This window comes from Streptomyces sp. NPDC050806 (assembly GCF_055586425.1).
The window spans coordinates 165,927-185,158 of sequence record NZ_JBVJIF010000010.1; the positions used below are offsets into that span (position 1 = coordinate 165,927).

Consider the following 19,232-nt stretch of genomic DNA (forward strand, 5'->3'; position numbering starts at 1 on the left):
CCAACCTTTCGCCAACCTCGCGGGGCGAAGGTGTGCCGCACCCCGCACGTATCCGTACTCCTGAGGAGCGCACCATGGTGTACGCGCAGCCCGGCAGCGAAGGCAGCGTCGTCAGCTTCGCCGAGCGCTACGACAACTTCATCGGCGGCGACTGGGTCGCGCCCGTGAAGGGCCAGTACTTCGACAACCCCTCGCCGGTGGACGGCCGGACGTTCACGAAGGTCGCGCGGTCGACCGCGGCCGACGTCGAGCTGGCGCTGGACGCCGCGCACGCGGCCGCGCCGAAGTGGAGCCGCACTTCCACCACGGAGCGGGCCAACCTCCTCAACAAGATCGCCGACCGGATCGAGGAAAACCTCGAAAAGCTCGCGGTCGCCGAGACCTGGGAGAACGGCAAGCCGGTCCGCGAGACGCTCGCCGCCGACCTGCCTTTGGCGGTGGACCACTTCCGCTACTTCGCCGGCGCCGTACGCGGCCAGGAGGGCTCGATCTCCGAGATCGACGCCGACACCGTCGCGTACCACTTCCACGAGCCGCTCGGCGTGGTCGGCCAGATCATCCCGTGGAACTTCCCGCTGCTGATGGCCACCTGGAAGCTGGCGCCCGCGCTCGCGGCCGGCAACTGCGTGGTCATCAAGCCCGCCGAGCAGACCCCCGCCAGCATCCTGGTCCTGATGGAGCTGATCGCCGATCTGCTACCGCCGGGCGTGGTCAACGTCGTCAACGGCTTCGGCGTGGAGGCCGGCAAGCCGCTCGCCGCCAGCCCGCGGATCGCCAAGGTCGCCTTCACCGGCGAGACCACCACGGGCCGCCTGATCATGCAGTACGCCAGCGAGAACATCATTCCCGTCACGCTGGAGCTGGGCGGCAAGAGCCCGAACATCTTCCTGCCCGACGTCATGGCCGCCGACGACGACTTCCTGGACAAGGCGGTCGAGGGGTTCGTGATGTTCGCGCTGAACCAGGGCGAGGTGTGCACCTGCCCGTCCCGCGCGCTGATCCACGCCTCGATCTACGACGAGTTCATGGCCCGCTGCATCGAGCGCACGAAGGCCATCACCACCGGCAGCCCGCTGGACCCGGCGACCATGATCGGCGCGCAGGCCAGCAACGACCAGTTCGAGAAGATCCTCTCCTACATCGACATCGGCAAGAAGGAGGGCGCCGAGCTGCTCACCGGCGGCGCCGCGCGCACCGTCCCCGGCCACGAGGGCGGGTACTACATCGAGCCGACGATCTTCCGCGGCACCAACGACATGCGGATCTTCCAGGAGGAGATCTTCGGCCCGGTCGTCTCGGTGACCACGTACGACTCGGTCGACGAGGCCCTGAAGATCGCCAACGACACGCTCTACGGCCTGGGCGCCGGCGTGTGGAGCCGGGACGGCAACACCGCGTACCGCCTCGGCCGCGAGATCAAGGCCGGCCGGGTGTGGACCAACTGCTACCACGCCTACCCCGCGCACGCGGCGTTCGGCGGCTACAAGAACTCCGGCATCGGCCGCGAGAACCACAAGATGATGCTCGACCACTACCAGCAGACCAAGAACCTGCTGGTCAGCTACTCGGCGAAGAAGCTCGGGTTCTTCTGATGGATGCCCCCACCCGACGCGTCGAACTGACGCCGGCCGCCGAGGAACTGGTGGCCCGGCTGACGGAGACGCACGGTCCGGTGATGTTCCACCAGTCCGGCGGCTGCTGCGACGGCAGCGCCCCGATGTGCTACCCGCGCGGTGAGTTCAAGGTCGGCGCCGTCGATGTCCTCCTCGGCCATGTCTTCGAGGACGTGCCCTTCTGGATGAGCGCCGACCAGTTCACCTACTGGCAGCACACCCACCTCACCGTCGACGTCGTACCGGGCAGGGGCAGCGGCTTCTCGCTGGAGGCCCCCGAAGGGGTCCGTTTCCTCATCCGCTCCCGGCTCCTCACCGACGAGGAGCTGGCCCGCATCGAGGCCGAGCCGCCGCTCCCCACGGGAGCCGACACCTCCGGCTGAGGCTTTCGGGTACGGCCCGGGGCGCGGACGGCGCGCCCCGGGCCGTCCGGCGTTCACGCCGGGAGCGGCCGTTCGTACACCACGTGCTTCATCACGAGGGTGGAGCTGAGCCGCTGCACGCCCGGGAGCGTGGCCAGCTTCTCGTCGTAGAGCCGCTGGAAGGCCGGCAGGTCGGTGCTGACGATGCGCAGCAGATAGTCGGGGTCGCCGAAGAGGCGCTGCGCCTGCAGCACCTGAGGGATGTCCGCGACGGCCTCCTCGAAGGCGGAGACGGTGCCGCGGTCCTCCTGGCGCATGGTGACGAAGACCAGCGCCTCGAATTTCAGCCCGACCACCTCGGCGTCCACGACCGCGCGGTAGCCGCGGATGGCGCCGCTGCGCTCCAGCTCACGCAGCCGGCGGTGGCACGGCGAGAGGCTGAGCCCGACCCGCGCCGCCAGTTCCGTGACCGTGAGGCGGCCGTCCTCCTGCAGCTCCGCAAGAATCGTCCGGTCCAAGTCGTCCATGGGGAAAATCCTTCCACAGACGCCTCGGGAGACGACACTATCGGGAAACACTTTTCGGGCTGTCGTGACTAATCTCCCTCTCTGTCGCCTTCCGTACAGAGAGAACCAGCGAGAACCACGTCATGGCCGCCAGCTCCATAGCCGCCTTCTGGGCAGTGTCCGTCCTCCTCGTCCTCGTGCCGGGCGCGGACTGGGCGTACGCCATCACCGCCGGCCTCCGCGACCGGTCCGTCCTGCCGGCGGTCGGCGGGCTGATGCTCGGCTACGTCGGGCTCACCCTCGTGGTCGTCGCCGGCGTGGCCGCCGTGGTCGCGAGCAATCCGGCGGTGCTCACCGTCCTGACGGTGCTCGGCGCGCTGTACCTGGTCCGGCTCGGGGTCATGACCCTGCTCCGGCCGGCGGCGCCCGCGTCGGCCGACCCGTCCGAGGTCCCGGCCGGCGCCGGCACCGGAGCGAGGCTCCTCAAGGGCGCCGGCATCAGCGGCCTCAACCCCAAGGCGCTGCTGCTCTACATCGCCCTGCTGCCGCAGTTCGCCGCCGCCCACTCCGGCGGCAGCAGCTGGCCGCTCGCGGCCCAGATCGGCGTGCTGGGCCTGGTCCACATGGCCAACTGCGGCGCGGTCTACACGGGAGTCGGCGTGCTGGCCCGTACCGTCCTGCGCGCCCGGCCGGCCGTCGCCCGCGCGGTCACCCGTGTCTCGGGCGCCGCCATGATCCTGATCGGCGCGCTGCTGCTCGTGGAACGCCTCGCCCCCTGACCCGGGAAGGCCGCCGTACGGGCGGGGGGCGGCGGCGGGGCGCCCTCAGCCGGCGAACCGGCGGACGTACCGCTTCTGCCAGGGCGTCTCGACGGCGTGCCGGTCGTAGTGGCGCCGTACGAACTCCACCGCCTCGTCGGCCGGGACGCCGTCCAGTACGGCCAGGCAGGCCAGCGCCGTACCCGTCCGGCCGCGGCCCCCGTCGCAGGCGAACTCGACCCGTTCGGCGCCGGCCCGCTCCCACGCCTCGGTGAGCACGGCCGCCGCCCCGGCGCGGTCGCCGGGCAGCCGGAAGTCCGGCCAGCGCAGCCACCGCGACTCCCAGGGAAGCTCCGGCGGCGGCTTGCCCAGCAGATAGACGCCGTACGTGGGGTCCGGCCCGGCAGGCACCGCCCGCCGCAGCCCCCGCCCCCGCACCAGCCGCCCGGAGGGCAGCCGCAACACGCCGTCGTCGGTGGACTTCCAGGACTCGGTCATGCCGTCACGGTACCGGCGAAGTCGCCCGCACCGTAGGTCCTTTGCGCAGCTTCCCCGCAGGTCACACGGGTAGCGGCCGAGCCAGCGGCGGCTCGCGGCGACTTCCAGTGGACTGGACCTCAGGAGTTTTCCACAGGCGTGGCCCGGTCCGGTGGGGTCGCGTAACGTGACGGGGTGTGAAGATCCCCGCGTCGTGCGGGGATCGCCCGCGTCACGTCCCTGACCTGCGATAGGACTGGTGCATGGTGAAGATCCTCATCTCCGCCGACATGGAGGGCGCCACCGGCGTGACCTGGCCCGCCGACGTGCTGCCGGGAGCGAGCCAGTGGGAGCGCTGCCGGCACCTGTTCACCTCCGACGTCAATGCCGCGATCGCCGGATTCTTCGACGGCGGCGCCGACGAGGTGCTGGTGAACGAGGCGCACTGGACGATGCGCAATCTGCTGCTGGAGAAGCTCGACGAGCGGGCGCAGATGCTGACCGGCCGGCACAAGTCGCTGAGCATGGTCGAGGGCGTGCAGCACGGCGACGTCGACGGCATGGCGTTCGTCGGCTATCACACGGGCGCCGGGACGGAAGGCGTGCTCGCGCACACCTACCTCGCCAATTCGATCACCGGTGTGTGGGTCGACGGCGTGGCGGCGAGCGAGGGCTATCTGAACGCCCTCGTGGTCGCCGAGTACGGCGTTCCGGTGGTGCTGGTGACCGGGGACGACCGGACGTGCGCCGACGCGAAGGGGTACGCACCCGAGGCCCGGGGCATCGCAGTGAAGGACTACGTGTCGCGGTATGCGGCGGTGTGCCGCCCGCCGGCGCGCACCGCGGCCGACATCAGGGCCGGGGCCCGGGAGGCGGCGGCGCTGGCGCGGCGGCACGAGCCCGCGCGGCGCGGCCCGTTCACCGTGGAGGTGGAGTTCGACGCCGAGCACCTCGTGGGAGCGGCCACGGTCGTGCCGGGCGTGGAGCCCAGCGGCACCCGCCGCGTCCGTTACGAGAGCCCGACCATGTACGAAGGCATCCGCTGCTTCAAGGCGGTCACCACCCTCGTCTCGTCCCATGTGGAGGAGCAGTATGGCTGAGCAGATGATCGACGTCGAGGAGCTGGTCGACGGCGAAAGACCCGCGCGCGGCGCCCGGCCGGACAGTGCCGTCGACGCCAAGGCGCTGGACGAGGTGGTCCGCTTCACCTCCGAACTGATCCGTATCGACACCACCAACCGGGGCGGCGGGGACTGCCGGGAGCGGCCGGCCGCAGAGTACGTCGCGGAGCGGCTGGCCGACGCGGGGATCGAGCCCACCCTGCTGGAGCGCAGCCCCGGCCGGACGAACGTCGTGGCGCGCATCGAGGGCACCGACCGGAGCGCCGACGCACTGCTGGTCCACGGCCATCTGGACGTGGTGCCCGCGGCGCCGGAGGACTGGAGCGTGCACCCCTTCTCCGGCGAGGTCCGGGACGGGGTGGTCTGGGGCCGCGGCGCGATCGACATGAAGAACATGGACGCGATGGTGCTGGCCGCGGTGCGGGCCTGGGCGCGGGCCGGGGTGCGGCCCCGGCGGGACATCGTGCTGGCCTTCACCGCCGACGAGGAGGCCAGCGCCGAGGACGGCTCCGGCTTCCTCGCCGACGAGCACCCCGGCCTCTTCGAGGGCTGCACGGAAGGCATCAGCGAGTCCGGCGCCTTCACCTTCCACGCGGGCGACGGGCTCCAGCTGTACCCGATCGCGGCGGGGGAGCGGGGCACGGCCTGGCTGAAGCTCACCGCGAAGGGCAAGGCCGGCCACGGCTCCAAGGTGAACCGCAGCAACGCCGTGAGCCGGCTCGCCGCCGCCGTCGCCCGCATCGGGGCACACGAATGGCCGGTGCGGCTCACCCCGACCGTCCGGGCCGCGCTGCGCGAGCTGGCCGCGCTGCAGGGCGTCGACGCCCGGCTGGACGCCACGGGGCAGCAGGACCTCGCGCGGGACGTCGACGCGCTGCTGGACGCGCTCGGCCCGGCCGCCGACCTGGTCGCGCCGACGGTGCGCAACAGCGCCAACCCGACGATGCTGGCGGCCGGTTACAAGGTCAACGTGATCCCCGGGAGCGCCACCGCCTTCGTGGACGGGCGGGTGCTGCCCGGCGGCGAGGAGGAGTTCCGCACCACCCTTGACCGGCTCACGGGCCCGGAGGTGGAGTGGGAGGTCGACCACGGCGAGGTGGCACTGGAGGCTCCCGTGGACGGTCCCACGTACGCCGCGATGCGGGCCTCGATCGAGCGCTTCGACCCGCGGGCCAAGGTCGTGCCGTACTGCATGTCGGGCGGCACGGACGCCAAGCAGTTCTCCCGGCTGGGCATCAGGGGGTACGGCTTCTCGCCGCTGCAGCTCCCCGAGGGCTTCGACTACCAGGCGCTCTTCCACGGCGTCGACGAACGGGTGCCGGTGGAGGCGCTGCACTTCGGGGTCCGGGTGCTGGACGACTTCATGGTGCACAGCGGGGGATGAGCGCGGGCGGGAGCAGCCCGCCGCCGCGCTGACGGAGACGAACGGACTGAGAGGAACACCGCCATGGTGACCACGGCGCCCTACGGGACCTGGCCGTCACCCATCGACGCCCGGCTGGTGGCCGCCAACGACGGCCGTCCGGAGTACCTCGGCGTGGTGGGCGACGAGGTCTGGTGGACCGAGCCGCGGCCCGAGGAGGGCGGCCGCCGCGCGCTGATCCGGCGCGGCCCCGAGGGCGCCGAGGAGTCGGTGCTGCCGCCGCCGTGGAACGTCCGCAGCCGGGTCATCGAGTACGGCGGCCAGCCCTGGGCCGGTGCCCAGGACGCGCAGGGGGCGACGCTCCTGGTCTTCGTCCACTTCGCCGATCAGCGGCTGTACGCCTACGCGCCGGGCGGGGGCGGCGAGCCCCGGCCGCTCACCCCGCTCTCCGCGGTCGGCGGCGGGCTGCGGTGGGCGGACCCGGTGGTGCTGCCGGACCGCGGTGAAGTCTGGTGCGTGCTGGAGGAGTTCACCGGCGAGGGACCGTCGGACGTGCGTCGGCTGATCGCCGCCGTACCGCTGGACGGCTCGGCGGCGCAGGACCGCGCGGCCGTGCGCGAGCTCAGCGACGACCGGCACCGCTTCGTCACCGGCCCGCGGCTCTCGCCGGACGGCCGGCGCGCCGCCTGGATCGCCTGGGACCACCCGCGGATGCCGTGGGACGGCACGGTCGTGATGCACGCGGACGTCGCCGAGGACGGGGGCTTCACCGGCATCCGGCCGCTGGTCGGAGGCGCCGACGAGGCAGTCGCCCAGATCGAGTGGGCAGCGGACGGCTCGCTGCTGTTCGTGTCCGACGCCGACGGCTGGTGGGAGCTGCGGCGCGTCCACCCCGGAGCGGCGGGCGACGGGAGCGCGCGGAGCAGCCGGTTGTGCCCGTCCCGCCGGGAGGAGTTCGGCGGGCCGCTGTGGAAGGTCGGGCTGCGCTGGTTCCTGCCGCTGGCGGACGGCACGATCGCCACGCTGCACGGCCATGGCGCGAACTGCCTGGGCATCCTCGACCCGGTCGGCGGCGAGCTGGTCGACGCGGCCGGGCCGTGGACGGAGTGGGCACCCTCGCTCGCCGTGCACGGCACCCGCGTCATCGGCATCGCCGCGAGCCCGCGCAGCGCGTACGAGATCGTGGAACTGGACACGGTGACGGGCCGGGCGCGGGTGATAGCGGCGCGGCACGCCGACGCGCTGGACCCGGCGTACTACCCCGAACCGCAGATGCGTACCTTCACCGGCCCCGACGGCCGGGACATCCACGCCCATGTCCATCCGCCGTACAGCCCCACGCACGCCCCGACGGACGGCGAGCCGGCCCCCTTCGTGGTGTGGGCACACGGCGGCCCGACCGGGCACGCCCCGCTCGTCCTCGACCTGGAGATCGCCTACTTCACCTCGCGCGGCTTCGGCGTCGTGGAGGTCAACTACGGCGGCTCGACGGGGTACGGCAGGGAGTACCGCGAGCGGCTGCGCGAGCAGTGGGGCGTGGTGGACGTCGAGGACTGCGCCGCGGTCGCCGAGGCGCTGGCCGCCGAGGGCACCGCCGACCGCTCCCGGCTCGCCATCCGCGGCGGCAGCGCGGGCGGCTGGACCACCGCGGCCTCGCTGGCCGGTACGGACCTCTACGCCTGCGGCACGATCACCTACCCCGTCCTGGACCTGACGTCCTGGGCGGACGGCGAGACCCACGACTTCGAGTCGCAGTACCTGCACTCGCTGGTCGGGCCGCCGGACGAGGTCCCCGGCCGGTACCGCGACCGCTCGCCGGTGCATCAGGTGGACCGGATCTCCGTGCCGTTCCTGCTGCTCCAGGGGCTGGACGACGTGATCTGCCCGCCCGCGCAGGCCGAGCGGTTCCTCGCCGAGGCCACCCGCTGCGGCATTCCGCACGCCTGTCTGACCTTCGAGGGGGAGGGGCACGGCTTCCGCCGCGAGGACACCATCGTCCGTGCCGTCGAGGCGGAGCTGTCCCTGTACGCGCAGGTCTTCGGCATCGAGCGCACGGACGTGCCCGCGCTGGAGCTGGGCAAGTGAGCGACGGACGCGCGGCGGAGGGGCCGCGGTGACCGTGCGGGCGGGCGCCAGACCGTCGCGGCTGCGGCCCGGGGACCGGGTGGCGGTGGTCGCGCCCAGCGGCCCGGTCGCCCCAGAGCGGCTGGACGCGGGCCTGGACATCCTGCGCGGCTGGGACCTCGACCCCGTACTGGCGCCGCACGTCCGCACCGGGCACGCCGGCCTGGCGTACCTCGCGGCGCCGGACGAGTGCCGGGCCCGGGACCTCCAGGACGCCTGGTGCGACCCCGGGGTGGCCGCGGTGTTCGCCGCGCGCGGCGGGTACGGCGCCCAGCGGATGGTGGACCTGCTGGACTGGCCGGCGGTCCGGGCGGCGCGGCCCAAGCCGCTGGTCGGGTTCAGCGATGTGACGGTGGTGCACGAGGCGCTCGCGCTGCGCGCCGGGGTGGCGACGCTGCACGGCCCCGCGGTGGCGGGCGAGGTCTTCCTCAAGGACGAGCCGACCAGGGACCACCTGCGGCGCACGCTCTTCACCCCCGAGGACGCGGCCGTGACGACCCTGGCGCCCGGTACGGCGCGCACGCTGGTGCCGGGCCGGGCGCACGGCGTCACCTTCGGCGGCTGTTTGGCGCTGCTGGCGAGCGAGGCGGGCACGCCGGACGCCCGGCGCGACGCGGCCGGCGGCCTGTTGCTGCTGGAGGACGTGGGCGAGCAGCCTTACGCGGTCGACCGGGCGCTGACCCAGTTGCTGCGCTCCGGGACGCTGGCCGGGGTCGCCGGGATCGTGCTCGGCTCCTGGGCGCGCTGCGGTCCGTACGACCGGATCCGGGCGGTGCTGGCGGACCGGCTGGCCGGGCTCGGGGTGCCGGTGGTCGAGGAGTTCGGGTTCGGCCACGGCGACTCGGCGCTCACGGTGCCGCTGGGCGTCCCGGCCACGCTGGACGCGGTCGCGGGGACCCTGACGTTCGACGTACCTCCGCTGCTCTGACACCGCTCCGACGAGGGCGCCGCCGCACCCGCAACACCGTGGGGCGCACCCGCAACAACACTGCGCGCACCCGCAACACCGTGGGCGCGCCTCCAACATCCGTGTGACCAGCGGTAACTGACGCGTCGGTAAGAAGTTTCGTCAACTCCGTTGACATGTCCAAAACGCATGCCGGACCATGAGCGCGCCGTACTGACTGGTAGGTATGGCGTGTCTCTGTGGAGGTCAGCGTGTACCGAGCAGTGTCCCGCCCCGTTCTGCGCACGTCGCTCGCCCTGTTGGCCGCCGGTACCGTGGCCGCCCCGCTCGGCCTCGCGGCCCCCGCGGCAGCCGCCGCCGCACCGTACGACGTCACCGCCGTCAGGCTGACCGTGCCGGCGGGCGACCGCGACTGCACCGTGGACGCCGACCTCTACCGCCCGGTCGGCGTCGACGCGGCACATCCCGCCCCCGCGGTCCTGACCACCAACGGCTTCGGCGGCGACAAGGCGGACGGCTCGACCGCCGCCACGGCCCAGGCGTTCGCCGCGCGCGGCTATGTCGCGCTCTCCTACTCCGGCCTCGGCTTCGGCAAGTCCGGCTGCCCGATCTCGCTCGACGACCCCACCGTCGACGGCAAGGCCGCGAGCCGGCTCATCGACTTCCTCGCCGGTACGCGCACCGCCGACGACGGCACCCGCGTCGACTACGTCACCAAGGAAGGCAGGGACGGAGCGGAGGCCGCCGATCCGCGGGTGGGCATAATCGGCGGCTCGTACGGCGGCGCGATCCAGCTGGCCACCGCCGCCGTCGACCGCCGCGTGGACGCGCTCGTACCGCTGATCACCTGGAACGACCTGGCGTACGCGCTGGACCCCAACAACGCCGACCAGCCGGCGGGCAGCGTCAGCAACGACGTCCCCGGCGTCTACAAGAAGCAGTGGACGAACGGCTTCTTCCTGATCGGCGAGGCGCAGGGGCTGCTGAACCCGAGCCTGGACCCGTCCCGCCTCGGCGGCGCCGGCTGCCTGCACTTCGTCGCGAAGGCGTGCGAGACCAAGCGTTGGCTGGACTCGGGCCGGTATCCGGCCGACAGCACGAAGCCGATCCTCGACTACGCGCGCAGCGTCAGCCCGGTCTCGTACCTGAAGGACGTGAAGGCGCCGACGCTGCTCGTGCAGGGCCAGGCGGACAGCCTGTTCAACCTCAACGAGGCGGCGGCCACCTACCGGACGCTCAAGGCGCAGGGCACGGACACCAAGATGATCTGGCAGTCCTGGGGGCACAGCGGCGGCATGACCGACCCGGCCTCCGGCGAACTGAACCTGTCCGAGGGCAATCTGGAGACGAGCTACGTCGGGCAGCGCATCCTCGCCTGGTTCGACCGCTACCTCCAGCACAAGAAGGACACCGACACCGGTCCCGCCTTCGCCTACTACCGCGACTGGATGCCGGCCGGGCAGACGTACGGCACGTCCGCCACGTTCCCCGCGGACGGCGACTCCTGGAAGCTGTACCTCTCCGGCGACGGCAAGCTCGTCGACGACCGCGCGAAGGTGGCGCGCGGCAGCCGCGAGTACCGCAACCGGCTGCTGCCCACCAGCCATTCGGAGTCCCAGCTCGCGGGCATCCTGGGGCTGCCGGACCCCGCGCCGTACGACCTGAAGGGCACGTACCTGGACTGGACCTCCGCACCGGTCGAGGGCCGGCCGGTCGACGTGGTCGGTGCGCCGAAGGCCACGCTGAAGGTGGTCTCGCCGCGTACGGAGCAGGTGCAGAACTCCGGTGACGCCGCCGACAAGCTGGTCCTCTTCGCGAAGCTGTACGACATCGCGCCGGACGGGTCCAAGACGCTGGTGCACCGGCTGGTGGCGCCCGCGCGGGTGCCGGACGTGACCCGTCCGTTCACCGTCGAGCTGCCCGCCATCGTGCACCGCTACCAGCCCGGCCACCGCCTGCGGTTCGTCATCGCGGCGAGCGACACGGCGTACTACGGCAACAAGGGCGTCAAGCCGGTCACCGTCGTCAGCGCGCCCGAGGACACGGGCACGCTGGAACTCCCGCTGGCGGGCCGGTAGCCGGGCGGGTCAGTCCTCCGCGATCGTGATGGCCTGCACCGGACAGGCGCGGGCCGCCTCGCGCGCGAGGGGGTCTTCGGACGCCCTCTCGTCGGGCGGCAGCAGGGCGCTGAAGCCGTCGTCGTCCTGCGTGAACGTCTTCGGAGCGGTCAGGGCGCACTGCCCCGAGCCGATGCAGCGGTCCGTGTCGATGCTGATGTGCTGGGTGGTCGGCATGGTCGGTCCCTGAGTCCGTGAGTGGCGTGTGGGGGAGGGGCCGGCCCGGCGCGGTGGTGGTGCTGCCGTGTCGGGGACGGGGCCGGCTCCGGTGGTGCTGAGCGGTGCGGTCAACTGCTACCAGGCGACGGGGAGTTCCACCATGCCCTGGATGGTGTCGCCGGGCTTGAACGGGATCTCCTCGGCCGGCGCCGCGAGGCGGAGGCCGGGGAACCGGGTGAGGAGCGAGTGCATCGCGATCTCCAGCTCGGCGCGGGCGAGGTTCTGCCCCAGGCACTGGTGGATGCCGAAGCCGAAGGCGATGTGGTGCCGCGCCGAGCGGTCCCAGTCCAGCTCGTCCGGCGCCGCGTACGCCGTGGCGTCACGGTTGACGAGCGAGGTGGAGAGCACCACGCCGTCGCCCTTCTTGACGGTCACGCCGCCGACCTCGATGTCCTCGGTCGCCACCCGGAGCATGCCGTCCGCGATGGAGAGGTACCGCAGCAGTTCCTCGACCGCCGCGGGCATCAGCGAGGCGTCCGCGCGCAGCGCCGCCAGCTTCTCGGGGTGCTGGAGCAGCGTGAAGGTGCCCAGCGAGATCATGTTGGCGGTCGTCTCGTGCCCGGCCACCAGCAGGATCATGGCCATGCTCACCAGCTCGTCGCGCTCCAGGTCGCCGGTGCGCAGCCGGTCCGCGATCAGCTCGTCCAGCAGCCCGTCGCCCGGCTCGGCCTCCTTCCGGGTGATCAGCTCGCCGAAGTACTCCTCCAGGTCGTCCAGCGCCTTGCGGGAGTCGGCCGCGGCCGGGCCGCGCAGCAGCCGGCGCGAGGCGTCCTCGAAGAACTCGTGGTCGGTGTACGGGACGCCCAGCAGCTCGCAGATGACCATGGAGGGCACCGGCAGCGCGAACGCCGAGACCAGCTCGGCCGGGTGACCGCCGGCCTCCATGTCGTCCAGCAGCCGGTCGACGATCTGCTGGATGCGCGGGCGCATCGCCGCGATCCGCTTCAGGCCGAAGCTGGGGATGAGCATCCGCCGCTGGACGTTGTGCTCGGGGTCGTCGACCCCGAGGAGCGTGGTGCGGCTCTTGCGGTCCTCGGTGCGCAGCCCCTCGAACCGGGCGCTGGGGACCGGGAAGTCGGGGTTCAGGCGGTCGGACGACAGCCGCTGGTCGGTGAGCAGGGCGCGTGCCTCGGCATGCCCTGTCACGACCCACACCTCCCGTCCGTCGTAGAGGTGGACACGGCTGAGGGGCTCCCCCTGGTCACGCAGGGGCGCGTAGGCGGTGGGCGGGTGGTAGGGACAGGCGCGGTCCTGCGGAAACTTGACGGTTTCCGTGGCCGCTTCCGATATGACTTCCGACACGGCGTACCTCCGGTGCGCTGACTCGGTTGTGCCACTTCTCATTTCATGTCATGCCAGGAGAAATCACTACGTCAAGTTCAGCCAAGTGGGCAGCTACTGCCATGAGTTGCCTCCTCTTCTGGTACGCGGTGGCTGAACAGGGCGTTCCGGTGGGGTGTGGGGCTTCGTGGCGTCGACCGGGAGGCCGGGCGGAGTCCGCGGCCCCTCAAGAACGTTGCCCGGTCGGCCCCGGCGTGGCCGAGAAGCACCGGGTACGGCGAGGGGTTCGCGCCGAACCGCTCCGGCCGTCGTCCCGGCGCTGCGCACTTCTCGCAGGTGGCACTCAGTGCCACACTGACGCCGTGAACGACGACGCGCGGTACCAAGGGGACGCGGCGGCCCTGGCCTGGGCCGCGCTCGGGGGCGAGGCCGGCCTGACCGGACGGGTGCGCCACGGCGGTGCGCGCGGGCTGCTGCCCGCGCGGCTGCCGGTCATGGACCTGGCCAGGGCGACCGTCACGGTGTGCGCGCTGGCCGGCGCTGAGCTCGCCGCGGCCCGTAGCGGCGGTGCCCTGCCGGCCGTCGAGGTCGACGACGGCGCCGTGGCCGCCGCCTTCCTCAGCGAACGGCACCTGCGCATCGACGGCCGGGCGCCCGAGAACTTCGCGCCGCTCTCCGGCTTCTGGCACACCGCCGACGGATGGCTGCGCACGCACGCCAACTACCCCCACCACCGCGACCGGCTGCTCGCCGCGCTCGGCCTGCCGGAGCCCGCGGGGCCCGAGGCGCTCGCCGCCGAACTGGCGGGCCGGAGCGCGGCGGAGACCGAGGCGGCGGTGTACGCGGCGGGCGGCCTCGCCGTCGCGGTACGGGACGGCAAGGAGTGGGGCGACGGCCCGCAGGGCGCCGCGGTGGCCCGCCGGCCGCTGCTCCGCCTCGAACCGCTCGGCGCCGCCACGCCGCCCCTCCGCGCGCCCCTCTCGGCGGGCGATCCGCTGCTGCCCGCCGCCGGTCTGCGCGTGCTGGACCTGACGCGGGTGATCGCCGGGCCGGTCGCCACCCGTACGCTCGCGCTGCTCGGCGCCGACGTGCTGCGGATCGACGCGCCTGGTCTGCCGGAGAGCCGTGACGCGCACGCCGACACCGGCTTCGGGAAGCGCTCGGCGGTTCTGGACCTGGACTCGCGGGCGGGGCGCGCGACGTTCGAAGAGCTGCTGTCGTCCGCGGACGTGGTCGTCACCGGCTACCGGCCGGGTGCCCTGGACCGCTTCGGCCTGGCGCCGGAAGCGCTCGCCGAGCGCCGCCCCGGCATCGTTGTCGCGCGCCTGTCCGCCTGGGGCGACTACGGCCCCTGGGCCGGCCGCCGGGGCTTCGACAGTCTCGTACAGGCCGCCACCGGCATCGCCGTGACCGAGGCGGCGGCCGACGGCACCCCCGGGGTGCTGCCCGCCCAGGCCCTGGACCACGGCACCGGCTATCTGCTGGCCGCGGCCGTGCTGCGGGCGCTGACCGAACGGTCCCGTACGGGCGGCGCGCGGCTGGCGACCCTGGCCCTCGCGCAGACCGCCGCGCTGCTCACCGACGTCCTGCCGCGGCGTGCATCGGGCCCCGCCGACGCGTACGACCCGGCCGTCCGGCTCACGGAGACCACCGGGCCCCTGGGCCGGCTGCGGCACGCGCTGCCGCCGGTCTCCTTCGCCGGCGGTCCCGCGAACTGGGCCCGGCCGCCGGGGGAGTGGGGCGCCGACACACCCGCCTGGGGGTGCGGACACGGAGGCACCGGGCGCGGGGCACGCAGCGCGGCCGACCGATAGCATCCGACGGTGACCGACGACCGACGCTCTCCGACCGCATCCGTACCGGAACCCGACCGCTACCTCGCCAGCGGTCCGCGCGTGGGCATCCGGCCGTTCCGGCGTGCGGACCGGGCGGAGTTCACCGCGCGGGCCCGGGAGAGCGCGGCGCTGCACCGGCCCTGGCTCTTCCCGCCCGTCGACGAGGCGGGCTACGACGCCTACTACGAGCGGCTCCAGGAGCCGGAGCGCGAGGGCTTCCTCATCTGCGAGCTGGACGGCGGCTCCATCGCGGGCTACCTCACGGTCAACAACATCGTGCACGGCGCCTTCCGCTGCGGCGCGGCGGGCTACGGAGCCTTCGCGCACGCGGCGGGCCGCGGCCTGATGAGCGAGGGCCTGCAGCTGGTGCTGCGGTACGCCTTCGGGCGGCTCGGGCTGCACCGCATCGAGGTCAACGTCCAGCCGGAGAACACCGCCTCGATCGCGCTCGCCCGGCGCAACGGCTTCCGGAAGGAGGGCCTCTCGCCCGACTTCCTCTTCGTCGACGGCGCCTGGCGGGACCACGAGCGCTGGGCGATCACCAGCGAGATGCTGCCGCCCGAAGCCCCGTGACCTGCCCATCCGGCCCGCCCCCTCAGCGCCGTTTCCGGTTGACCTTCATCGTGTCCAGGTCCGTCGCCGAGGAGCGCAGGCCGCGGTGGCCGAGCCCGGCAGCGCGCAGCGCCTGCTCGGCCTTCTCCTCCGCGAGGGCGGCCGCCATCTCCTCGCCGTCGGCCGCGTCCGAGACGACGGCGTAGCGGTAGGTGAAGGACGTCAGCGACCGGTCGTACGCGAGCGAACCCTCGGGGGTGAACCGCAGCTGCGCCAGGCCGTGGTCGTCGGCCTCGGCCAGCAGCCGGGCCCTGGCCTCCTCGGTCAGCCCGTCCCACGTGCCGCGCACGATCACGCGGTAGGTGTGCTCGGTGGCCATCTCGTCCGTCCTCGCCTTCGTCGTGGCGCCACGCTGCCTCATACGGTGTACGAGGCCAGCATCCATCATCCTCCGGCGCCCTGTCGCGCGATTTCTTTTTGCGCAACCCTGACCGGAGGACGCCCTGTTCAGGGCGGGCGCAAGAGGGTTCCATGGTGATCAGACGGCCGCCGCGACCGGGGCGGCCCGCTCCGACTGCGAGGCGCCGTGACCACGAGCGTGCGACGCACGACCCTCACCCTGCCCGCGGCGGCCCTCGGCCCCGACAATCCGCTGCCCGCGCTGGCCGGCCCCCGGGACGTCCACCGCGTCACCGTCCCCGAAGGCGCGGACGTGCCCGCCGACATGGCCCGGCAACTGGCCTACCGCCCGCTGGACTCGCTGCTCCCCGTACGCCGCCGCGACGGGTACGCCCGGCACCGCACCCCCACCGCCCTCGACGCGCTGGTCATCGAGAACGACCGGCTGCGCGCCACCGTCCTGCCGGGTCTCGGCGGCCGCGTCCACTCCCTGCACCACAAGCCCACAGGACGTGAACTCCTCTACCGCAACCCGGTGTTCCAGCCCGCGGACTTCGCCCTCAACGGCGCGTGGTTCTCCGGCGGCATCGAATGGAACATCGGTGCCACCGGACACACCACGCTCTCCTGCGCGCCCGTGCACGCCGCGCGCGTGCCGGCACCGGACGGCGGGGAGATGCTGCGCCTGTGGGAGTGGGAACGGCTGCGCGACCTCCCCTTCCAGGTCGACCTCTGGCTCCCCGACGGCTCCGACTTCCTGTACGTCGGCGTGCGTGTCCGCAACCCCCACCACCACACCGCGCCGGTGTACTGGTGGTCCAACATCGCCGTCCCCGAGGACGCGCGCACCCGCGTCCTCGCCCCCGCCGAAGAAGCCTTCCACTTCGGCTACGAGCGCACCCTGAGCCGCGTCCCCGTCCCCGAATCCGGCGGTGTCGATCGCACGTACCCGCTGCGCAGTGAGTACCCCGCCGACTACTTCTACGAGATCGCGCCGGGGGAGCGGCGCTGGATCGCCTCGCTCGACGCGGACGGCCGCGGTCTCGTCCACACCTCCAACGACACCCTGCGCGGCCGCAAGCTCTTCCTCTGGGGCGCGGGCCGGGCGGGGCGGCACTGGCAGGAGTGGCTGACCGAGCCGGGCACCCCCGGGTACGCCGAGATCCAGGCCGGGCTCGCGCGCACCCAGCTGGAGCACGTACCCCTCGAAGCGGGCGCGGAGTTCGCGTGGCTGGAGGCGTACGGGCCGCTGGCGGCCGACCCACGAGCCGTGCACGGAGCGGACTGGGGCGCGGCCCGTGGTGCGGTGACGGACCGGCTGGAGGCGGTGCTGCCGCGCGCCGCCGTGGACGCCGCGTACGCCGCCTGGCGCCCGTACGCCGACGCCGAGCCGAAGGAGCGGCTCGCCACCGGTTCCGGCTGGGGCGCGCTGGAGGTGGCCCGCGCCGGGTACGACCTGCCGGGCCTGCCGTTCACCGAGGACACGCTGGGCGAGGAGCAGCGGCCGTGGCGCGAGCTGCTGCGCACCGGCGACCTCCCCGACGAGCCGGGCGTACCGGGCCCGTCACCGGTCGCCCCGGCCTGGCGCGACCTCCTGGAATCCGCGCGGCCCGGTCCCACCACCGACTTCCACCTGGGCGTCGCCCAGTGGCACGCCGGCGACCGGGCCCAGGCGGTGCGCAGCTGGGAGCGTGCGCTGGCCCGCGGCCGGAGCTGCTGGCCGCTGTACTGCCTGGCGGTTGCGGAGGCCGTCGCGGGCGAGACCGGCCGGGCGGCCCAGCGGTACGCCGAGGCCGTCGCGTGCGCGGGGGAGACGGCCGAGGAGGTACGGCACACCGTGCTGCCCGCGCTCGCCCGCGAGGCGGTGCCCGCGCTGATCAGGGCGGGCCGGGCCGACGACGCGGCCGCGGTCCTGGCCCGGCTGCGCCCCGAGGACCGCGCACGCGGCCGGTTCCGGCTGCTGACGGCACAGGTGCTGCTGGCGCGGGGGGAGGTGGCCGCCGCCCGTGCCGTCTTCGATGAGGGGTTCGAGGTCGCGGACCTCCGGGAGGGCGACGAGACGCTCAGCGACACCTGGTACGCGATCGCCGAACGGCTCGTCGCGGGGGACGGCCCGGTGACCGGCGCGGTGCGTGCGCGGGCCCGCGCCGACCACCCGCTTCCGGAGCGGTACGAGTACCGGATGCGGCCGGCCTGAGGGCTGTTCGGGCGCCGCGCGTCACCCGGCCGCGCGGCGAACGGAATGACTGGGCCGCCCCGCTCGTTGTACGCGGCATGAAGGCAATCACCACCGACAGCTATGGCGACCCCGACGTCCTCGCCCTCACCGACCAGCCGGACCCGAAGCTGGCGCCCGACTCGGTCCTGATCCGGGTGAAGGCGGCCGGCGTGAATCCGGTCGACTGGAAGATCCTCGCCGGCTACCTCGACCCGATCATGCACGTGCACTTCCCGCTGATCCCCGGCTGGGACGTCGCGGGCGTCGTCGAGGCGGTCGGCATGGACGCCACCGAATACCGGGTCGGCGACGAGGTCATGGGCTACGTCCGCAAGGACGAGGTCCAGCACGGGACGTTCGCCGAGCTGGTCGCCGCGCCGGTGCGGACGCTCGCCCGCAAGCCGGCGGCGCTGGACTGGCGGCAGGCGGCCGGCGTGCCGCTGGCCGGGCTCACGGCGTACCAGGCGCTGAAGCGGCTCGGCGTGGGCAGCGGCGAGACGGTGCTGGTGCACGCGGCGGCGGGCGGCGTCGGCGCGTTCGCCGTGCAGATCGCCGTGGCGTGGGGCGCCCGCGTCATCGGCACGGCGGGCGAGCACAACCATGAGTTCCTGCGCTCGCTGGGCGCCGAGCCGGTGACGTACGGGGAGGGCCTGGCGGAGCGGGTGCGCGCGCTGGCCCCCGAGGGCGTGGACGCGGCGGCGGACTTCGTCGGCGGCGACGCGGTCGACGTCTCCCAGCAGGTGCTCAAGGACCCGAAGCGGGTGGCGTCCGTCGTCGACAACGAGGTCGTCGGCAAGGGCGGCCACCTGGTGTGGGTGCGCCCCGACAGCGCCGACCTCACCGCGCTCGCCGACCTCGCCGACGCGGGGAAGCTCACCGTCAACATCGACACGGCGCTGCCGCTGGCGCAGGCGGCCGAGGCGTTCCGCCGCAGTCAGTCGGGCCGGGCCCGCGGCAAGATCGTGCTCGACCTCTCCTGACCGCCGCTAGGTGATCGCCACCCGGTCGACGTACTCGAAGATCGAGCCGTCCGGGTGGCGCGCCACCATGTTCCGGCCGGCGGGGCTGGCGAGCGGACCCGCGATGATCTCCCCGCCCACCGCCTTCAGATCGTCCACGGCCTCGTCCACGTTGGTCACCGCGATCGTCGCGGTGATCTTGCGGAGTACGGACAGCTCCGTCTCGGGGCCGCTCATCAGGAAGAAGCAGCCGACCGCCGCGACGGCCACGCCGCCGCGCTGGAAGCGCTGCGCCTGCGCGCCCGTCAGCCGCTCGTACACGGGGATCGCGGCATCGAGATCGCTGACGCACACGCGCAGTGAGGTTCCCAGAATGTCCATGGGACGAGCCTAGTTGGCGCGGCGGGGCGGCGCGATCATC

At 73.3% G+C, this 19,232-nt stretch carries 18 protein-coding genes; 12 read left to right on the top strand and 6 right to left on the bottom strand.

The window, feature by feature from the left end; translation table 11 throughout:
• Positions 1 to 74 precede the first annotated feature (74 nt).
• Together adh and ACZ6WH_RS30150 are read left to right on the top strand one after the other, a co-directional pair.
• The gene (adh, locus tag ACZ6WH_RS30145) at positions 75 to 1,592 is read left to right on the top strand and encodes an aldehyde dehydrogenase (protein WP_432860121.1); all 1,518 of its coding nucleotides are present in this window, start codon (positions 75 to 77) and stop codon (positions 1,590 to 1,592) included.
• Entirely contained in the window at positions 1,592 to 1,996 is a 405-nt protein-coding gene (locus ACZ6WH_RS30150; protein WP_469732201.1) for a DUF779 domain-containing protein, read from the top strand. Before adh ends, ACZ6WH_RS30150 begins: the two co-directional genes overlap by 1 nt.
• Positions 1,997 to 2,049: 53 nt before the next feature.
• Here the strand turns inward: ACZ6WH_RS30150 and ACZ6WH_RS30155 are convergent, their stop codons facing one another.
• Positions 2,050 to 2,502 carry an Lrp/AsnC family transcriptional regulator gene (locus ACZ6WH_RS30155; protein ID WP_361567165.1) on the bottom strand — a complete coding sequence of 151 codons (453 nt, stop codon included), beginning with the start codon at positions 2,500 to 2,502 and terminating at the stop codon, positions 2,050 to 2,052.
• A gap of 122 nt (positions 2,503 to 2,624) precedes the next feature.
• On the opposite strand from ACZ6WH_RS30155, the gene ACZ6WH_RS30160 reads away from it, so the two are divergent.
• Positions 2,625 to 3,260 carry a LysE family translocator gene (locus ACZ6WH_RS30160; protein WP_469732204.1) on the top strand — a complete coding sequence of 212 codons (636 nt, stop codon included), beginning with the start codon at positions 2,625 to 2,627 and terminating at the stop codon, positions 3,258 to 3,260.
• A 45-nt stretch (positions 3,261 to 3,305) separates the two neighbouring features.
• Here the strand turns inward: ACZ6WH_RS30160 and ACZ6WH_RS30165 are convergent, their stop codons facing one another.
• Positions 3,306 to 3,737 (bottom strand): protein-tyrosine phosphatase family protein, encoded by a 432-nt coding sequence (locus ACZ6WH_RS30165; protein WP_469732206.1) that lies wholly within the window; start codon positions 3,735 to 3,737, stop codon positions 3,306 to 3,308.
• A gap of 245 nt (positions 3,738 to 3,982) precedes the next feature.
• Here ACZ6WH_RS30165 and ACZ6WH_RS30170 point away from each other — a divergent pair, with 245 nt between their 5' ends.
• The 5 genes from ACZ6WH_RS30170 to ACZ6WH_RS30190 all read left to right on the top strand — a co-directional run bounded on the left by ACZ6WH_RS30170 (position 3,983) and on the right by ACZ6WH_RS30190 (position 11,309).
• Positions 3,983 to 4,816: a M55 family metallopeptidase gene (locus ACZ6WH_RS30170; protein ID WP_469732691.1), complete on the top strand. Its 834-nt coding sequence runs from the start codon at positions 3,983 to 3,985 to the stop codon at positions 4,814 to 4,816.
• Positions 4,809 to 6,221 carry a M20/M25/M40 family metallo-hydrolase gene (locus tag ACZ6WH_RS30175; protein ID WP_469732208.1) on the top strand — a complete coding sequence of 471 codons (1,413 nt, stop codon included), beginning with the start codon at positions 4,809 to 4,811 and terminating at the stop codon, positions 6,219 to 6,221. Before ACZ6WH_RS30170 ends, ACZ6WH_RS30175 begins: the two co-directional genes overlap by 8 nt.
• A gap of 63 nt (positions 6,222 to 6,284) precedes the next feature.
• Positions 6,285 to 8,285, top strand: a complete 2,001-nt coding sequence (locus ACZ6WH_RS30180; RefSeq protein ID WP_469732210.1) for a S9 family peptidase — start codon at positions 6,285 to 6,287, stop codon at positions 8,283 to 8,285.
• A 28-nt stretch (positions 8,286 to 8,313) separates the two neighbouring features.
• Positions 8,314 to 9,252: a S66 peptidase family protein gene (locus tag ACZ6WH_RS30185; protein WP_469732212.1), complete on the top strand. Its 939-nt coding sequence runs from the start codon at positions 8,314 to 8,316 to the stop codon at positions 9,250 to 9,252.
• A gap of 257 nt (positions 9,253 to 9,509) precedes the next feature.
• Positions 9,510 to 11,309, top strand: a complete 1,800-nt coding sequence (locus ACZ6WH_RS30190; RefSeq protein WP_469732693.1) for a CocE/NonD family hydrolase — start codon at positions 9,510 to 9,512, stop codon at positions 11,307 to 11,309.
• 9 nt (positions 11,310 to 11,318) lie between these two features.
• Here ACZ6WH_RS30190 and ACZ6WH_RS30195 read toward each other — a convergent pair whose 3' ends face one another.
• Positions 11,319 to 11,525: a ferredoxin gene (locus ACZ6WH_RS30195; RefSeq protein ID WP_469732214.1), complete on the bottom strand. Its 207-nt coding sequence runs from the start codon at positions 11,523 to 11,525 to the stop codon at positions 11,319 to 11,321.
• A 117-nt stretch (positions 11,526 to 11,642) separates the two neighbouring features.
• Positions 11,643 to 12,911, bottom strand: coding sequence for a cytochrome P450 (locus ACZ6WH_RS30200; RefSeq protein ID WP_432860139.1), 1,269 nt, complete (start codon positions 12,909 to 12,911; stop codon positions 11,643 to 11,645).
• A 431-nt stretch (positions 12,912 to 13,342) separates the two neighbouring features.
• Between ACZ6WH_RS30200 and ACZ6WH_RS30205 the strand changes: the two genes are divergently transcribed.
• Entirely contained in the window at positions 13,343 to 14,662 is a 1,320-nt protein-coding gene (locus tag ACZ6WH_RS30205; RefSeq protein ID WP_469732695.1) for a CoA transferase, read from the top strand.
• Positions 14,663 to 14,671: 9 nt separating this feature from the next.
• Positions 14,672 to 15,256 (top strand): GNAT family N-acetyltransferase, encoded by a 585-nt coding sequence (locus ACZ6WH_RS30210; protein WP_469732216.1) that lies wholly within the window; start codon positions 14,672 to 14,674, stop codon positions 15,254 to 15,256.
• Positions 15,257 to 15,278: 22 nt separating this feature from the next.
• Here ACZ6WH_RS30210 and ACZ6WH_RS30215 read toward each other — a convergent pair whose 3' ends face one another.
• Complete coding sequence (locus ACZ6WH_RS30215; RefSeq protein WP_469732697.1) at positions 15,279 to 15,614, bottom strand: DUF6204 family protein; 336 nt, start codon at positions 15,612 to 15,614, stop codon at positions 15,279 to 15,281.
• 207 nt (positions 15,615 to 15,821) lie between these two features.
• On the opposite strand from ACZ6WH_RS30215, the gene ACZ6WH_RS30220 reads away from it, so the two are divergent.
• Both ACZ6WH_RS30220 and ACZ6WH_RS30225 read left to right on the top strand, forming a co-directional pair.
• Complete coding sequence (locus ACZ6WH_RS30220) at positions 15,822 to 17,831, top strand: DUF5107 domain-containing protein (RefSeq protein WP_469732218.1); 2,010 nt, start codon at positions 15,822 to 15,824, stop codon at positions 17,829 to 17,831.
• 77 nt (positions 17,832 to 17,908) lie between these two features.
• Positions 17,909 to 18,832 (top strand): NADP-dependent oxidoreductase, encoded by a 924-nt coding sequence (locus tag ACZ6WH_RS30225; protein ID WP_432860149.1) that lies wholly within the window; start codon positions 17,909 to 17,911, stop codon positions 18,830 to 18,832.
• A 6-nt stretch (positions 18,833 to 18,838) separates the two neighbouring features.
• On the opposite strand, the gene ACZ6WH_RS30230 is transcribed toward ACZ6WH_RS30225, so the two are convergent.
• Complete coding sequence (locus tag ACZ6WH_RS30230) at positions 18,839 to 19,192, bottom strand: VOC family protein (protein WP_469732220.1); 354 nt, start codon at positions 19,190 to 19,192, stop codon at positions 18,839 to 18,841.
• Positions 19,193 to 19,232 lie beyond the last annotated feature (40 nt).